This is a genomic window from Streptomyces sp. NRRL S-337, from assembly GCF_000720175.1.
GTDB lineage: Bacteria > Actinomycetota > Actinomycetes > Streptomycetales > Streptomycetaceae > Streptomyces > Streptomyces siderophoricus.
In genome coordinates this window covers 101,581-116,397 of record NZ_JOIX01000008.1, presented here as the reverse complement: position 1 = coordinate 116,397, position 14,817 = coordinate 101,581, and the positions used below count along the sequence as shown (strand labels likewise).

Below are 14,817 nucleotides of genomic sequence, written 5' to 3'. Positions count from 1 at the left end.
GCGCCGGGAGGAGAGACGGGGCCCGGGCCGGGCCGGGAGCCGGTGGCGGGCCGGCGACCGCGGCCGGAACTGGGCCCCGGCTCCGTCCCCCGGCCGGGGAACGGCGCGCTCCTGGCCCTGGCCGCGGTCTGCGCGGTGCTGTTCGCCGCCGCCGCGACCACCGTCTCCGTACGGCACGGCACCCCCCTCGCCCCCGAACAGGCCACCGTCCACTGGGCCGCCGCCCACCACGGCGAGCCGGTGCGGTCCCTGGCGCGGGCCCTGACCGCCACCGGAACCGGCCTCGTCCCCTACCTGATGGCCGTCCTCGCCGGACTGCTGGCCGGCCGCGGCGCGAGCGGCCGCCTCCGGGCGGTGACCTGCACGGTGGTCGTCCTCGCCGTCGGCCAGGCGATCCGCTACGGCCTGATGGAACTGCTCGCCCGGGCCCGCCCACCGGCCGTCGACTGGGCCGGGCACGCCACCGGATACGCCTTCCCCTCCGGCCACGCCACCACCTCCGCGCTCGCGGCCGGCCTGCTGGCCTGGGGCCTCGCGCACCGCTGCGGCCCCGCCGTCGCCCGCACCTGGTGCGCGGTCCTCGCCCTCTGGGCCGCCGGGGTCGGCCTCACCCGGGTCTATCTGGGCGTCCACTGGCTCGGCGACGTCGTCGGCGGCTGGCTGCTGGCCGCCACCTGGCTCACCCTCGCCCTGCTCCTGGAACCGGCCGCCTTCCGCCACCGGCGTCCCCCGGGTGCGCCGCACCCCGCAGCGGCGCACTCCGGGGACGGGCATTCCCATGAATAGCTGACGATCCGACCAGGTCTTCCCCAAGGCGGCATGGACGCCGTCCGCGCCGAGCACCACTGTCCTGGGCGCCGGGACCGCAAGGATCCCGCCACCGCCCACGGCACGCACCACCGCACCGCACCGCCAGGGGGAGATCGCCATGAACCAGCCGTTCGACGCCCGGTCCCCGCACCCGGCAGCCGGCCGGGAAACCGTCGCCGGAGCCCCGCCCGGCCGCTGCCCGGCCGCCGCCGTCAAGGACCCCACCCCGTGCGAGGGACCGCACGACGCCGCCACCATCGTCGACCGCCACGGCCGCGAGGTGGCCGGCTGCGTACACCACTGCGCCCGCCTGCTGGCCGGCCTCGAAGGCGCCCGCGTGCACCCGTTCGTCCCGGCCCGGCACGCCCTGGAGATCTACTCCCGGGCCCGCGAACTCCCGCCCTTCGCCTGGGAGATCGGCAGGTAGCCGCGCCGGAACCAGGTCGGACGCGGCCTCGCGGAGTCAGACCTTGACGACGCGGGCGCCGGAGCCGCAGAGCATGCGGAGGTCCTCGGGGTCGGACGTCAGAACGGTCACGGGGGCGGGTGAGGCGAGTGCGGTCGCGGCCACGATGGCGTCGAGGGCGTACTTGTGGCCGTGCAGCCCGGCTGCGGCGAGGAGCTTGCTGGCGTGGCGGGCGATGGCTTCGGTGGGCGGGACGACGTTCACACGGGAGACGGCGTAGTCGAAGCGAGTCTGGTTGGCCTTGGGGTCGCGGGCTTCGACCAGCGTGACGGAGCTGGTGACCACGTGAATGTCCTCGGCCTCGGCGGCAGCCAGCCACTCGGTGAGTTCAGCGGAGCGTCGTACGAGTTTGGAGAGCCCCTCGCAGTCCAGGACGAGTGTTCCGCTCGTGAGTGTCCCGCTCACGCGGCGTCCGCCGAGCCGGCCGTGTCGCCACGCAGGACGGCTCGTTTGGCCTCGACCGCTACCTGGTCCACCGGGCCGTGTTCGGCTTCGGCGTCTTCGATGAGTTCACGCAGCCGGTCTCGCTCCAGCTGGCGCTGGATGAGGGCTTCGACGTAGGCGGACATGCCGCGCTTGCCGGTACGTGCCTTGAGAGCGGCGATGGTGCCTTCGTGGAGGGAGACGGAGACCGGACGGACGGGGCCTTCGCCGGGAGCGGAGGAGGTGACCATGGCCCTAATTTAACAAAACTCTTGTTATTGGGCGTCGCTATGGGTGGCCGGTCCTCCGTGCAGACAGCGCCAGGGAAGGCCCTGACAGCGCCGAAAAAGCAAACGCGCTGGTCAGGGCCTATTTCCTCAGCACTCGATGATGTTCACCGCGAGCCCGCCGCGGGCCGTCTCCTTGTACTTGACGGACATGTCGGCGCCGGTGTCCTTCATGGTCTTGATGACCTTGTCGAGGGAGACGTGGTGCCGGCCGTCGCCGCGCAGCGCCATGCGGGCGGCGGTGACGGCCTTGACGGCGGCCATGCCGTTGCGCTCGATGCACGGGATCTGGACCAGGCCGCCGACCGGGTCGCAGGTCAGGCCGAGGTTGTGTTCCATGCCGATCTCGGCGGCGTTCTCGACCTGCTCGGGGGAGCCGCCCAGGACCTCGGCCAGACCGCCGGCGGCCATGGAGCAGGCCGAGCCGACCTCGCCCTGGCAGCCGACCTCGGCGCCGGAGATGGAGGCGTTCTCCTTGAAGAGCATGCCGATGGCGCCGGCGGCGAGCAGGAAGCGCACCACACCGTCCTCGTCGGCGCCGGGCACGAAGTTGATGTAGTAGTGCAGCACGGCCGGGATGATGCCGGCGGCGCCGTTGGTCGGCGCGGTCACGACCCGGCCGCCGGCGGCGTTCTCCTCGTTGACGGCCATCGCGTAGAGGGTGATCCACTCCATGGCGCGGGCGGTGGCATCGCCCTCGGCACGCAGCTTGCGGGCCGAGCCGGCGGCCCGCCGGCGGACCTTCAGGCCGCCCGGCAGGATGCCCTCACGGGACATGCCGCGCGTCACGCAGGCCTGCATCACCCGCCAGATCTCCAGCAGGCCCTCGCGGATCTCGTCCTCGGTGCGCCAGGCCTTTTCGTTCTCCAGCATCAGGGCGGAGATGGACAGGCCGGTCTGCTGGGACAGTCGCAGCAGCTCGTCGCCGGTGCGGAACGGGTACTTCAGGACCGTGTCGTCCGGCACGATCGGGTTCTCGTCGGCCGCCCCCTCCGCGGCCAGCACGCTCTCGTCGACGACGAAGCCGCCGCCCACCGAGTAGTACGTCTTGCTCAGCAGCTCGGTGCCGTCCGCGTTGTGGGCCCGGACCGTCATGCCGTTGGCGTGGTACGGCAGGGTCTTGCGGCGGTGCAGGACCAGGTCCTCGTCGAAGTCGAAGGCGATCTCGTGGGCGCCGAGCAGGCTGATCCGACCCGACTCCTTGATCGCCGCGACCCGGTCGTCGGCGGTTTCGACGTCGACGGTGCGGGGGGAGTCGCCCTCCAGGCCGAGCAGGACGGCCTTGGGGGTGCCGTGGCCGTGGCCGGTGGCGCCCAGCGAGCCGAAGAGTTCGGCGTGGATGCGGGCCGTCCGGGCGAGCAGACCGTCCTTCTTGAGCCGGCCGGCGAACATCCGGGCGGCGCGCATCGGGCCGACGGTGTGGGAGCTGGAGGGACCTATGCCGATGGAGAAAAGGTCGAAGACGGAGATGGCCACGGGGGCGGACTCCCTTGTCTGCTCGTGGTGGACGGTGGAGCTATCGGACGAAGAGGTACGTTTCTGCGCCGGATGTCGAGCGTAACGCGGACCCGGCGCGGTGCCGTCAGACGGAAACCGTCGGGCGGCCGTCGGCGGGTGTAACGGGAGGTGTCGGGGTCACCGCGGGTGTCGGGCCGGCCACCGCGGCGGCCGGCGGGCCGGTCGGACCGGTCGCCCGGGCCCGGACGCCGGCCCGTACGGCCCAGAAGTAGAAGGCCGGCGCGGAGAGCGCGACCAGGGCGATGTCCAGGCCGCCGGGGATGACGCCGTGCCCGCCGAAGTCCGGGCTGCCCAGTGCGGACAGCGCGGCCAGCCAGAGCAGGAAGGCGATCATCCACCAGGCCGGGGCGAACTGCCGCCGCAGCCGGGCCGCGCCGAGGGACCCGGCCTTGTGGCGCAGCACCAGCACCGCGATCGGCACGGACACCAGCGTCAGCGCGGTCACCTTGCCGGTGTCCGGCCACTTCGACCAGTACAGGGCGCAGGCCGCGAAGGCGAAGGTGACCGGGCAGAGGACGCCGGCGGCCGGCAGCCGGAACGGACGGGGCAGCTCCGGCGCGGTCCGCCGCAGCACCCCCACCGCGATCGGGCCGATCAGGTACGAGATGACCATGGCCGCCGAGACCACCCCGGCCAGCGCCTGCCAGCTGCGCCCGACGGTCAGCAGCAACAGGACGGAGAAGCCGAGGTTGAGCCACATCGCCGGGCGGGCGGTGCCGTACCGCGGGTGCACGGCCGCCAGCTTCCGCGGGAAGAAGCCGGTCTCCGCCAGGTTGGTGACCATGTACGCGGCCGAGGCCACGTTGGCGATGTTGGAGCCGGCCGGCGAGATGAACGCGCCGAACTGCAGCATCGTGACCACCCAGTGCAGCATCAGCAGCTTGGCGAGGTCGGCGAACGGCGAGCCCAGGTTCACCCCCTGCCAGCCGCCGGCCCGGGCCAGCTGCTCGGGCGGCACCGCCCCCAGGTACGCGGTCTGCAGCGCCAGGTAGATCACCAGGCCCAGGGCGAGCGCACCGACCAGGGCGACCGGGATGGCCCGGCCCGGGTTCCGGGCGGCGCCGCCGAGGTTGACCACGGCCTGGAACCCGTTGAAGGCGAAGACCACACCGCAGGTGGTGACGGCGGTGAGCACGGCCGACCAGCCGTACGGGGCGAAGCCGCCCTGCGCGGTGAAGTTCGAGGTGTGGAAGCCGGAGGCGGCCAGCGCCGCCACGGCGAGCACCGGGATGGCGAACTTCACCACGGTGAGCACGGTGTTGGCGCGGGCCAGCAACTGCACCGACCAGTAGCAGGTCAGCCAGAGCGCGACGGTCAGGGCCAGCGCCACGGCCATGCCGGACGCCGAGAGCTGGTGGCCGGCCGGTTCGACCAGCCCCTTCGCCCAGCCGAAGCCCCAGGACGTCATGTACTGGGTGGCGGCGATCGATTCGATCGGGATGAGCGAGGCGGTCGCGATCCACACCGCCCAGCCGGTGAGGAAGCCGAGCACCGGTCCGTGCGAGAGGTGGCCGTAGCGGGCCATTCCGCCGGGGATCGGGTAAGCCGCGCCGACCTCTGCGTAGGACATCGCGATCATGCCGATGAAGACGGCACCGATCACCCAGGCGACCAGCGCCGCGGGGCCCGCCACCTGCGCGGCGGCGCCGGCGCCGAAGAGCCAACCGGAGCCGAAGATCGAGCCGATGCCGATCATGATGAGGGCGAAGAGGCTGAGGCCCTTCCGGTCGCCCGCGCTCATGTCCATGGGGTGGTGTCGTCCGTCCTGCTGTCGAAATTCCCCCTCGCCGTTGAAGGGCCGCTGCGTATGCCGCTGACACCTTATTTCGCGCGAATCACCGTGAATCACCGGTTCCGCCGTGAGGGCGCGCGACATCGACGAAGGGGGAGGGGAATCCGGGCATGCGGACCACGAGCCCGGGACCAACGGCCCCGGGCTCACGGCCCGTTGAGCCCGCGTCCGCCGAGGGCCGGCGGACCGGAGGATCACCGCATGAGACGCGTCACAGCGACGGGTACAGCGGGTACTTCTCCGCGAGCGCGGTGACCCGGGCCTTGAGGGCCTCGGCGTCGTAGTCGGGCTTGAGGGCCTCGGCGATGATGTCGGCGACCTCGCGGAAGTCGTCGGCCGTGAAACCGCGGGTGGCCAGGGCCGGGGTGCCGATCCGCAGACCCGAGGTCACCATCGGGGGCCGGGGGTCGTTGGGGATGGCGTTGCGGTTGACGGTGATGCCGACCTCGTGGAGGCGGTCCTCGGCCTGCTGGCCGTCGAGCTGGCTGTTGCGCAGGTCGACCAGGACGAGGTGGACGTCGGTGCCGCCGGACAGGACCGAAACGCCGTGCTCGGTGACGTCGTCCTGGACCAGGCGCTCGGCGAGGATCTTGGCGCCTTCCAGGGTCCGCTGCTGGCGCTCCTTGAACTCGTCGGACGCGGCGACCTTGAAGGAGACCGCCTTGGCCGCGATGACGTGTTCCAGGGGGCCACCCTGCTGGCCGGGGAAGACCGCGGAGTTGATCTTCTTGGAGATCTCCGGGGTGGCGGAGAGGATGACGCCGCCGCGGGGGCCGCCGAGGGTCTTGTGGGTGGTGGTGGTCACCACGTGGGCGTGCGGCACCGGGGAGGGGTGCAGGCCCGCCGCCACGAGGCCCGCGAAGTGCGCCATGTCGACCATGAGGTAGGCGTCGACGGCGTCGGCGATGCGGCGGAAGGCGGCGAAGTCGAGCTGGCGGGGGTAGGCCGACCAGCCGGCGACGATCAGCTTGGGGCGGTGCTCCTTGGCCAGGCGCTCGACCTCGTCCATGTCGACCAGGTTGGTCTTCTCGTCGACGTGGTAGGGGACGACGTTGTAGAGCTTGCCGCTGAAGTTGATCTTCATGCCGTGGGTCAGGTGCCCGCCGTGGGCGAGGTTGAGACCCAGGATGGTGTCGCCCGGCTTGAGGAGGGCGAACATGGCGGCGGCGTTGGCCTGGGCGCCGGAGTGGGGCTGGACGTTGGCGTAAGGGGCGCCGAAGAGGGCCTTGATGCGGTCGATGGCGATCTGCTCGACGACATCGACGTGCTCACAGCCGCCGTAGTAGCGGCGGCCGGGGTAACCCTCGGCGTACTTGTTGGTGAGGACGGAGCCCTGGGCCTCCATGACGGCGACGGGGGCGAAGTTCTCCGACGCGATCATTTCGAGGGTGGACTGCTGGCGGTGCAGCTCGGCGTCGACGGCCGCGGCGACGTCGGGGTCGAGCTCGTGCAGGGAGCTGTTCAGAAGCGACATGGGTCTTTCCTGGAGGGGTCAGAGGGCGCAGAGCACTTCCATACGGGCGGGATGGCTCAACCGGTGATGAACGCGGCGTACTCGTCGGCCGAGAGCAGCTCGGCGGGCTCGTCGCTGATCTTCACCTTGAACAGCCAACCGCCCTCGAACGGGGCGGAGTTCACCAGCGAGGGGTCGCTGACGACGTCCTCGTTGATCTCCACGATCTCGCCGTGCACGGGCGCGTAGAGATCGCTGACCGACTTCGTCGACTCCAGCTCACCGCAGCTCTCGCCCGCCGTGACCGTGGAGCCGACCTCAGGGAGCTGCACGTAGACGACGTCGCCGAGGGCGTTCGCCGCGTGCTCCGTGATGCCGACCGTCGAGACGCCTTCCTCGGCGGCCGACAGCCACTCGTGCTCCTTGCTGTAGCGCAGCTGCTGGGGGTTGCTCATGGCTCGATTCTCCTGTACGCGAGGGTGTGATCGTGAATGGGGGCACCTGGCCGGACGAAGTCCGGGGGGAACGTCTTGCACAGTGAGACGCGCGGTGGCGCGCCGCCGCCCGGTCCGCCGGGGCGAACCGTTACTTCTGCCGCTTGTAGAAGGGCAGTGCGATGACCTCGTACGGCTCATGGCTTCCACGGATGTCCACGTGGACACCCTCGGTGCCCGGTGTGGCGTATGCCGCGTCGACGTACGCGATGGCGATCGGCTTGCCGAGCGTGGGGGAGGGGGCGCCCGAGGTGACCTCGCCGATGACCGTGCCGTCGGCGGAGACGACCGGGTAGCCCGCGCGCGGGACCCGGCGGCCCTGGGCGATCAGGCCGACCAGCTTGCGCGGCGGGGCGGCCTCGGCGCGTTCGGCGGCCACCTCCAGCGCGGCGCGGCCGACGAAGTCGCCGTTGTTGGCCGTCTTCTCGAACTTCACGACCCGGCCCAGGCCCGCGTCGAACGGGGTGGTGGCGGTGGTGAGCTCGTGCCCGTACAGCGGCATGCCCGCCTCCAGGCGCAGGGTGTCCCGGCAGGACAGCCCGCACGGCACCAGGCCCACGTCCTTGCCGGCCTCGGTCAGCGCCTCCCAGAGGGCGACCGCGTCGGCCGGCCGGACGAACAGCTCGAAGCCGTCCTCGCCGGTGTAGCCGGTACGGGCGATCAGCGCCTCGACGCCGGCGACCGTGCCGGGCAGGCCGGCGTAGTACTTCAGCCCGTCCAGATCGGCGTCCGTCAGCTTCTTGAGGATGCCGGGGGACTCCGGGCCCTGCACCGCGAGCAGCGCGTAGGCGTCCCGGTCGTCGCGCACCTCGGCGTCGAAGCCGCTGCCCCGGGCGGTCAGCGCGTCCAGCACGACCTGGGCGTTGGAGGCGTTGGCGACGACCATGTACTCCTGGTCGGCCAGCCGGTAGACGATCAGGTCGTCCAGGATGCCGCCCTCGGCGTTGCAGATCATGGTGTACCGGGCGCGGCCGGTCTTCACCCCGCCGATGTTCCCGACCAGGGCGAAGTCGAGGAGGTCGGCGGCCTGCGGGCCGGTGACGGTGATCTCGCCCATGTGGGAGAGGTCGAAGAGGCCGGCGCGGGTGCGGACCGCGACGTGCTCGTCGCGCTCGCTGCCGTAGCGCAGTGGCATGTCCCAGCCGGCGAAGTCGGTCATGGTCGCGCCGAGTGCCCGATGCGTGGCATCGAGCGCCGTGCGGCGGGGGGCATCAGTCATGGTTCTGGGCTCCCAGGCAGGGGTGACAAGACGTTCTCCCCATCTGTCATCGGAACCTGAGAGGTTCACCGGGAGCCCGCGAACGGGCCCGGTTTGCACCTTGGGTGGAGCCGCCCCGTGGGCCGGGCCGGACTCGCTTTTCAGATCTGCCTCGCCCGCGCGGTATAGGGGCCTGAGAGATTCAAGGGAGGACTTGCTCCTTCGGCGCCCCGCCGTGGCGGCCGGGGACTCTCCCGCGCGGATTCAAGCGGCCGGTATGGAGTTGGCGGTGCACGGGTGAACCGAGATGTGCACGTGGCGCGCACATCATTGCACGGGATCGCCGAATACAGGAGGGCCGGTCGGCGCACCGTCCCCGACGTGGGCGGATCGGACAATCACCTTGATGGTCATTACCTTTTCTTGACACTCTGCGGGTAGGGAACCGGCCTCGGGCCGGACCGTAACCCGGACGGGGAGGGTGATCACGATGCACAGGGACGCGGCACTCGCGGCCACATCGGGGGCCGGACCCGAAGAGCCGGTGACGGTCCGCGCCGCCGAGCCGGTGACGGTCCGCGCCGCCGCACCCCGGGCCCGGCGCCCGGCCCGCCCGGTCGTCCGGCCGGGGCGCGGGGCGCGGGTGGTGGACCTGCGCGGCGACGGCCGGGCCCGGGCCGCCGAGCTGCGGTTCCCGCCCGGTGACCTGGTGGTCGTCTCCGGCCTGCCCGGCAGCGGCAAGAGCACCCTGATGCACCGGGTCGTGCCACCGCTGGACGGCGGCGGGGCCGAGGTGCACCGGATCGACTCCCAGGACGTCCGCGAGCGCTTCGAACGCGGCAGACTGCGCCGGCTGCCCTACGGCCTGTACCGCCCACTGGTCCGCGCCGCGCACTATCTCGCGCTCGGCAGGGCACTGCGCTCCGGCCGCAGCGTGGTGGTGCACGACTGCGGGACGCTCGTGTGGGTGCGCCGCTGGATCGCCCGGGCGGCCGGCCGCGGCGGCCGCGGGCTGCATCTCGTCCTGCTCGACGTGACACCGGAGGTGGCCCGGGCCGGCCAGGAGGCGCGCGGCCGCGGGGTGTCGGGGTACGCCTTCGCCCGGCACCGCCGGGCGGTGTCCCACCTGGTCGGCGGCGCGGAGGCGGCCCGGCTGCCGCGGGGATTCGCCTCGGCCGTGCTGCTGGACCGCCGCGCGGCCAGCGCCCTGGAAACCCTCACCTTCCGCTGACCGGCGCCTGCTTTTGCCCGCGCGGCCGCTCGCAGCAGCGCGACCCGCCCGGCGGGCGCGGCCACCGCTTTCTCTCGTCTAGGGTCATGGGCCAGAAAGCGCGGAGTGCGGTGTGGAACACGGGTGGATGCAGATGAACTTTCCGGAGCAGGGGATACCGCAGCTGGCCTGGCCGGCGAACGAGCTCGAAGAGGTGCTGGCCGCCTCGGTCGGGCATCCCGGCGCCGGCGGCCGGATCGTCGAGGTCCTGGGCCGCAGCCGGGTGTGGGTGCCGCTGCCCAACGGCGGCGGTCCGCAGGGCGCGGGCCTGGGTACCGCCGGGCTGGACCTGCCCACCGTCGAGATCGGCGGGCTGGCCTACGTCCCGGTCTACAGCTCCGAGCAGGAGTTCCTGCGGGTCGTCGGCTCGCACATGTCCTTCACCGTCGCGCCGGCCCGGGAGTTCGCCCGCGGGCTGCCGCCGAAGATCGGGATCGTGGTGAACCCGGACGGGACGGTCGGCGTCCCGGTACCGCCGCCCGCGGTGGCCGAATTGTGCCGCTCGGGACGTCAGGAACCGGACACCGGCGGGCTGCCGGGCGGCGGCCGGGTGCGGCTCTTCGAACCGGACTGGCAGGACGAGCCGGTGGACTTCCTGGCCGCCGCCGGACTGGAGTTCTCCGGCGTCGGAATTGTCCTGACTGCCCGGCGTGTCCTGGCCAGTGTCGAAGGCGACACGCCCGCACTGTTCGTCGGTGTCCAGGTCGCCACGGTCCCCGAGGCGCTGCACGACGGATCCGCCCGCGACGCGGTGCTCGCGGGCCTGGGGCGTGCCCTGGGTGCGGTGCCGGTGCCCTGGCCCGTACAGCTCGTCATGCTCGACCTCGCCCAGGGCGACCCGGTCGCCGACTGGATGCTGGAGCGGGTACGGCCCTTCTACTCGCGCGAGCACTCCTAGGGTTCGCCGTTGTTGCGGACGCCGCGGCCTTCCGGCCCTGGACCATCGGCAAGCCCTAAGCTGGTTGGATGACGCGCGGGCGCACCCACACGTGCCCTGCCGAGAGAGGGGACGGACCACGTGAGTGCGGGTGCGCATCAGGGGCCGGCGGCGGCCGGACAGCTGGAGCAGCTGCTGCAGCAGGTCTCGCCCGGCCGTTACGACGCCTACGAAGCCCTGCTGCACGCACTCGCCGCGGGCCAGGTCTGGATGCTGCTCTGGCACGGCCGGGCCGGTTCGCCCGACGCGCAGTACGGGAACATGGAGGTCGACGGCCTCGGTTACGCGCCCTGCGTGACCTCCGCGCCCGAACTCGCCGCCTCCGGCTGGAACCGCGACCACGAGGTCGTCAGCGGCCTGGAGATCGCCGCCGCGCTCTTTCCCGACCGCTGGGGACTGTGGCTGAATCCGCACGCTCCCGGCGGCGGAGTCGGCATTCCCTGGCTGGACCTGCGCCGGATCGCCGGCGGGCTCGACCGGCTGCCCGCCGGCCCGCTGCGGATCTCCGACCCGGTCATCGACATCCCGCAGTTCTACGCGCTGCTGGCGCAGAACGCCCACCGCACGCCCGCCGTACGGTCGTTGCGCCGCGCCTGGGTGCAGCCCGCGCTCGGCGCCCCGTATCTGGCGATCGGTCTGGATCTGTACGACACCGGCCCGCAGGCGGTGGATTCGGCCCGGTTGATGATCCAGCAGTCGATCGGTGCCGTTCCGGACGGATTGCCGGTCTCCACGGTCGCGATGAACGACGAGTACGACCCGGTCGCCATGTGGATGCGGGCCGCCGCGCGGCCGTTCTTCGACCGTGACGGCTACACCCAGCAGCCGGCCCGGCCGCCGGCGCCCTCGTACGGCTACGGCTACCCGCGGCCTTACTGACAGCCGGTCTCCCCTGTCGGAGCGTGTCGCTCCGACAGGGGTTTTGCGCTGAATTCGCCCCGTACGCCCCGCGGTTGAGGTGCTCTCCCGCGGCTCTCGGCTCCGCTCAGCCCGAACTTGTGTCCGTATAACGGAAAGCCGTGGAGCACATCACAGTTGCGCATCCTTTCCCCGTCAGGGCTGGTGACTGATCGCGAAGGGGATGAAGACTCCGGAACCAACAAGGGCCTCGGTCCTATGTGCGAGCGACATTCCGGTCGGCGTCGTGTGAACCGCTTCCTTCCGCAAGGTGAACTCCCGCGAAGGTGGCCGGACTTGCTCCGAAGTGCACCAATTGACGTGAACCAGGCCGCTACCGCGGCGGGCAGGGGCCGGCCACCGTCGGCCGAGAGGGGTCAAAGGCACCGTGACCGCACCGATCGAGACCACCGGGGCGGCTGCCGAGGCGCAGCCGGAAGCGGTGCTGGAGGGCGTGGCGAGCAAGCGCATCGAAGGGCGCTCGCTCGGCCAGATCGCATGGCTGCGCTTCCGGCGGGACAAGGTCGCGGTGGCCGGTGCCATCGTTGTCATCCTGCTGATCGCCGTCGCGGCGTTCTCCCGCCCGCTGCAGGCCCTGCTGGGGCTGGACCCCAACGCGCCCAACGAGTCGCTGATCGACCCCAACACCACGCTGCCCAAGGGGGACTTCGGCGGGATGAGCGGGGACCACCTGCTCGGCGTGGACCCGAAGTTCGGCCGTGATCTGCTCGCCCGGGTCCTGGAGGGCTCCTGGGTGTCGCTGATCGTGGCGTTCGGCGCCACGCTGCTGTCGGTCGCCATCGGCACCGTGCTCGGCGTGATCGCCGGTTTCTACCGCGGGCGGGTGGACGCCTTCATCAGCCGCATGATGGACGTCTTCCTGGCGTTCCCGCTGCTGCTGTTCGCCATCGCGATCTCCGCCTCGCTGCAGGGCGGCGCCTTCGGCCTGGAGGGCCTGCCGCTGCACATCTCGGTACTGATCTTCGTGATCGGCTTCTTCAACTGGCCGTACATGGGACGGATCGTGCGGGCGCAGACCCTGTCGCTGCGCGAGCGGGAATTCGTGGACGCCGCCCGGGGCATGGGCGCGCGCGGACCGTTCATCCTCTTCCGGGAGCTGCTGCCCAACCTGGTGGGCCCCATCATCGTCTACTCGACGCTGCTGATCCCCTCCAACATCCTCTTCGAGGCCGCGCTGAGCTTCCTGGGCGTCGGCATCCAGCCGCCCCAGGCCTCCTGGGGCGGCATGCTCAACCAGGCGGTCAAGTACTACGAGGTCGACCCCCAGTACATGATCGTCCCCGGCCTCGCGATCTTCGTCACCGTGCTCGCGTTCAACCTGCTCGGTGACGGTCTGCGGGACGCGCTGGACCCGCGCAGCCGCTGACGGCACCGCGGGCGTCCGCCCAGCCGCCACCGCGCTTTGTGTTGTGACGTTTCTCGACGAACGAAGACCGAACGAAGACCGTACGAAGACCGAACGAAGGGGACACCGACCACCATGCGAAGGTCAGTTCCGGTCGCGACCATAGCGGCCATCACCAGTGCGGGCCTTTTGCTGGCCGGCTGCAGCGGGGGCAAGGGCTCCTCGGAAGGCTCCGGCGAGGCCAACGCGGCCACCAAGGGCGTCGTCAACGCCTCGGACGCCAAGGGCGGCACCGTCACCTACGCCATGAGCGACGCCCCCGAGTCGTTCGACCCGGGCAACACCTACTACGCCTTCATCTACAACTTCAGCCGGCTCTACGCGCGCCCGCTCACCACCTTCAAGCCGGGCCCCGGCACCAAGGGCAACGAGCTGGTCCCGGACCTCGCCGAGTCCATGGGCAAGCCCAGCGACGGCGGCAAGACCTGGACGTACAAGCTCCGCAAGGGCGTCAAGTACGAGGACGGCTCCACCGTCACCTCGCAGGACGTCAAGTACGCCGTGGAGCGCTCCAACTTCGCGCGTGACGTGCTCTCGCTGGGCCCGAACTACTTCCAGCAGTTCCTCAAGGACAACGACGGCGGCGGCTACAAGGGTCCGTACAAGGACAAGAGCAAGGCCGGCCTGAAGTCCATCGAGACGCCCGACGACCAGACGATCGTCTTCCACCTCAAGAAGCCGTTCGCCGAGTTCGACTACCTGGTCAGCGCCCCGCAGACCGCGCCGGTCCCGCAGGCCAAGGACAAGGGCGCGGACTACACCAAGTCCGTGCTGTCCACCGGCTCGTACAAGTTCCAGAGCTACCAGGAGGGCAAGCAGCTCACCCTGGTCCGCAACCCGCAGTGGTCGGCGAAGACCGACCCGCTGCGCAAGCAGCTCCCGGACAAGATCGTGCTGAACCTGAAGGTCGCCCAGTCGACGATCGACAAGGACCTCCAGTCCGGCAACACCCTGGTCGACCTGGCCGGCCGCGGCGTCGACGGCCAGACGCAGGCCCAGCTCCTGACCAACGCCGACGAGAAGGCCAACACCGACAACGCGCTCGGCCAGCGCCTCGTCTACACGGCGATCAACACCAAGGTGAAGCCGTTCGACAACCTTGAGTGCCGCAAGGCGGTCGAGTACGCGATCGACAAGAAGGCCGTGCAGACCGCGCTCGGCGGCCCGATCCGCGGTGAGCTGGCCTCCACGGTCCTGCCGACCGACATCGCCGGCTACCAGAAGTACGACCTGTACCCGCAGAAGTACGACGGCGACAAGCTCGACCTGGCCGAGGCCAAGAAGCACTGGGACAAGTGCGGCGCCGGCAAGGCCACGACCACGATCCTGGCCCGCAACGACCGCCAGGACGAGGTCGACGCGGCCACCTCGGTCATCGAGTCACTCAAGAAGATCGGCGTCACCGCCAAGATCCAGTCGTACCCGACGAGCAAGTACTTCTCGGACTACGCCGGTGTGCCGGCGTTCAACAAGAAGAACAACGTCGGCCTGATCATGATGCAGTGGGGCTCCGACTTCCCCACCGGCTACGGCTACCTGCAGCAGATCCTGAACGGCAAGGCGATCAGCAAGTCCGGCAACACCAACCTGTCCGAGCTGGACGACCCGGAGATCAACAAGCTGCTCGAGACGGCCATCGCCAACACCGACAAGGCGGCCCGCGAGAAGGCGTACGCCGAGATCGACAAGAAGACGATGGAGCAGGCGGCGCTGGTCCCGCTCACCTACTTCAAGGTCCTGATGTACCGCTCGCCCAAGGCCACCAACCTGGTGTCCACCTCGGCCTTCAGCGGTCAGTACGACTACCTCAACATCGGCGTCAAGAAGTAGCAGCCCTGGAAGGCAG

General features: G+C 70.9%; 14 protein-coding genes and 1 riboswitch. Of the genes, 7 read left to right on the top strand and 7 right to left on the bottom strand.

Going from position 1 to position 14,817, the window contains the following annotated elements; translation table 11 throughout:
* Positions 1–42 precede the first annotated feature (42 nt).
* Positions 43–786, top strand: a complete 744-nt coding sequence (locus tag IG62_RS0109210; RefSeq protein WP_234326350.1) for a phosphatase PAP2 family protein — start codon at positions 43–45, stop codon at positions 784–786.
* A gap of 142 nt (positions 787–928) precedes the next feature.
* Positions 929–1,237 (top strand): hypothetical protein, encoded by a 309-nt coding sequence (locus IG62_RS0109205; protein ID WP_030799642.1) that lies wholly within the window; start codon positions 929–931, stop codon positions 1,235–1,237.
* A gap of 36 nt (positions 1,238–1,273) precedes the next feature.
* On the opposite strand, the gene IG62_RS0109200 is transcribed toward IG62_RS0109205, so the two are convergent.
* From IG62_RS0109200 to gcvT, 7 genes are all read right to left on the bottom strand, one after another.
* Positions 1,274–1,681, bottom strand: coding sequence for a type II toxin-antitoxin system VapC family toxin (locus tag IG62_RS0109200; protein WP_030799640.1), 408 nt, complete (start codon positions 1,679–1,681; stop codon positions 1,274–1,276).
* On the bottom strand, positions 1,678–1,950 hold the full coding sequence (locus IG62_RS0109195; RefSeq protein WP_030799637.1) for a hypothetical protein: 273 nt from the start codon (positions 1,948–1,950) through the stop codon (positions 1,678–1,680). The genes IG62_RS0109200 and IG62_RS0109195 overlap by 4 nt, the downstream gene beginning before the upstream one ends.
* 126 nt (positions 1,951–2,076) lie before the next feature.
* Entirely contained in the window at positions 2,077–3,462 is a 1,386-nt protein-coding gene (locus tag IG62_RS0109190) for an L-serine ammonia-lyase (protein WP_030799635.1), read from the bottom strand.
* 106 nt (positions 3,463–3,568) lie between these two features.
* Positions 3,569–5,251: an APC family permease gene (locus tag IG62_RS0109185; RefSeq protein WP_030799634.1), complete on the bottom strand. Its 1,683-nt coding sequence runs from the start codon at positions 5,249–5,251 to the stop codon at positions 3,569–3,571.
* A 256-nt stretch (positions 5,252–5,507) separates the two neighbouring features.
* A complete protein-coding gene (glyA, locus tag IG62_RS0109180; protein ID WP_030799632.1) occupies positions 5,508–6,770 on the bottom strand; it encodes a serine hydroxymethyltransferase in 1,263 nt (420 codons plus the stop codon).
* Between the two features lie 56 nt (positions 6,771–6,826).
* Positions 6,827–7,204 carry a glycine cleavage system protein GcvH gene (gene gcvH / locus IG62_RS0109175; protein ID WP_030799630.1) on the bottom strand — a complete coding sequence of 126 codons (378 nt, stop codon included), beginning with the start codon at positions 7,202–7,204 and terminating at the stop codon, positions 6,827–6,829.
* Positions 7,205–7,334: 130 nt separating this feature from the next.
* Positions 7,335–8,462, bottom strand: coding sequence for a glycine cleavage system aminomethyltransferase GcvT (gcvT, locus tag IG62_RS0109170; RefSeq protein WP_030799628.1), 1,128 nt, complete (start codon positions 8,460–8,462; stop codon positions 7,335–7,337).
* A 150-nt stretch (positions 8,463–8,612) separates the two neighbouring features.
* A riboswitch (glycine riboswitch) is annotated at positions 8,613–8,708 on the bottom strand.
* 223 nt (positions 8,709–8,931) lie between these two features.
* On the opposite strand from gcvT, the gene IG62_RS0109165 reads away from it, so the two are divergent.
* From IG62_RS0109165 to IG62_RS0109145, 5 genes are all read left to right on the top strand, one after another.
* On the top strand, positions 8,932–9,672 hold the full coding sequence (locus IG62_RS0109165; RefSeq protein ID WP_078871897.1) for an AAA family ATPase: 741 nt from the start codon (positions 8,932–8,934) through the stop codon (positions 9,670–9,672).
* A 133-nt stretch (positions 9,673–9,805) separates the two neighbouring features.
* Positions 9,806–10,609 carry an enhanced serine sensitivity protein SseB gene (locus tag IG62_RS0109160; RefSeq protein ID WP_030799622.1) on the top strand — a complete coding sequence of 268 codons (804 nt, stop codon included), beginning with the start codon at positions 9,806–9,808 and terminating at the stop codon, positions 10,607–10,609.
* A 120-nt stretch (positions 10,610–10,729) separates the two neighbouring features.
* Positions 10,730–11,527, top strand: coding sequence for an enhanced serine sensitivity protein SseB C-terminal domain-containing protein (locus tag IG62_RS0109155; RefSeq protein WP_030799620.1), 798 nt, complete (start codon positions 10,730–10,732; stop codon positions 11,525–11,527).
* A gap of 406 nt (positions 11,528–11,933) precedes the next feature.
* Positions 11,934–12,932, top strand: a complete 999-nt coding sequence (locus IG62_RS0109150) for an ABC transporter permease (protein ID WP_030799618.1) — start codon at positions 11,934–11,936, stop codon at positions 12,930–12,932.
* Between the two features lie 114 nt (positions 12,933–13,046).
* Complete coding sequence (locus IG62_RS0109145; RefSeq protein WP_030799616.1) at positions 13,047–14,801, top strand: ABC transporter substrate-binding protein; 1,755 nt, start codon at positions 13,047–13,049, stop codon at positions 14,799–14,801.
* Positions 14,802–14,817: the final 16 nt, after the last annotated feature.

What these genes read in the sequence shown, in the direction of transcription:
- IG62_RS0109205 (WP_030799642.1), top strand. Translation starts at nt 929, where the DNA reads ATGAACCAGCCGTTCGACGCCCGGTCCCCGCACCCGGCAGCCGGCCGG.
- IG62_RS0109195 (WP_030799637.1), bottom strand. Translation starts at nt 1,950, where the DNA reads ATGGTCACCTCCTCCGCTCCCGGCGAAGGCCCCGTCCGTCCGGTCTCC.
- IG62_RS0109185 (WP_030799634.1), bottom strand. Translation starts at nt 5,251, where the DNA reads ATGGACATGAGCGCGGGCGACCGGAAGGGCCTCAGCCTCTTCGCCCTC.
- glyA (WP_030799632.1), bottom strand. Translation starts at nt 6,770, where the DNA reads ATGTCGCTTCTGAACAGCTCCCTGCACGAGCTCGACCCCGACGTCGCC.
- gcvH (WP_030799630.1), bottom strand. Translation starts at nt 7,204, where the DNA reads ATGAGCAACCCCCAGCAGCTGCGCTACAGCAAGGAGCACGAGTGGCTG.
- gcvT (WP_030799628.1), bottom strand. Translation starts at nt 8,462, where the DNA reads ATGACTGATGCCCCCCGCCGCACGGCGCTCGATGCCACGCATCGGGCA.
- IG62_RS0109165 (WP_078871897.1), top strand. Translation starts at nt 8,932, where the DNA reads ATGCACAGGGACGCGGCACTCGCGGCCACATCGGGGGCCGGACCCGAA.
- IG62_RS0109160 (WP_030799622.1), top strand. Translation starts at nt 9,806, where the DNA reads ATGAACTTTCCGGAGCAGGGGATACCGCAGCTGGCCTGGCCGGCGAAC.
- IG62_RS0109145 (WP_030799616.1), top strand. Translation starts at nt 13,047, where the DNA reads ATGCGAAGGTCAGTTCCGGTCGCGACCATAGCGGCCATCACCAGTGCG.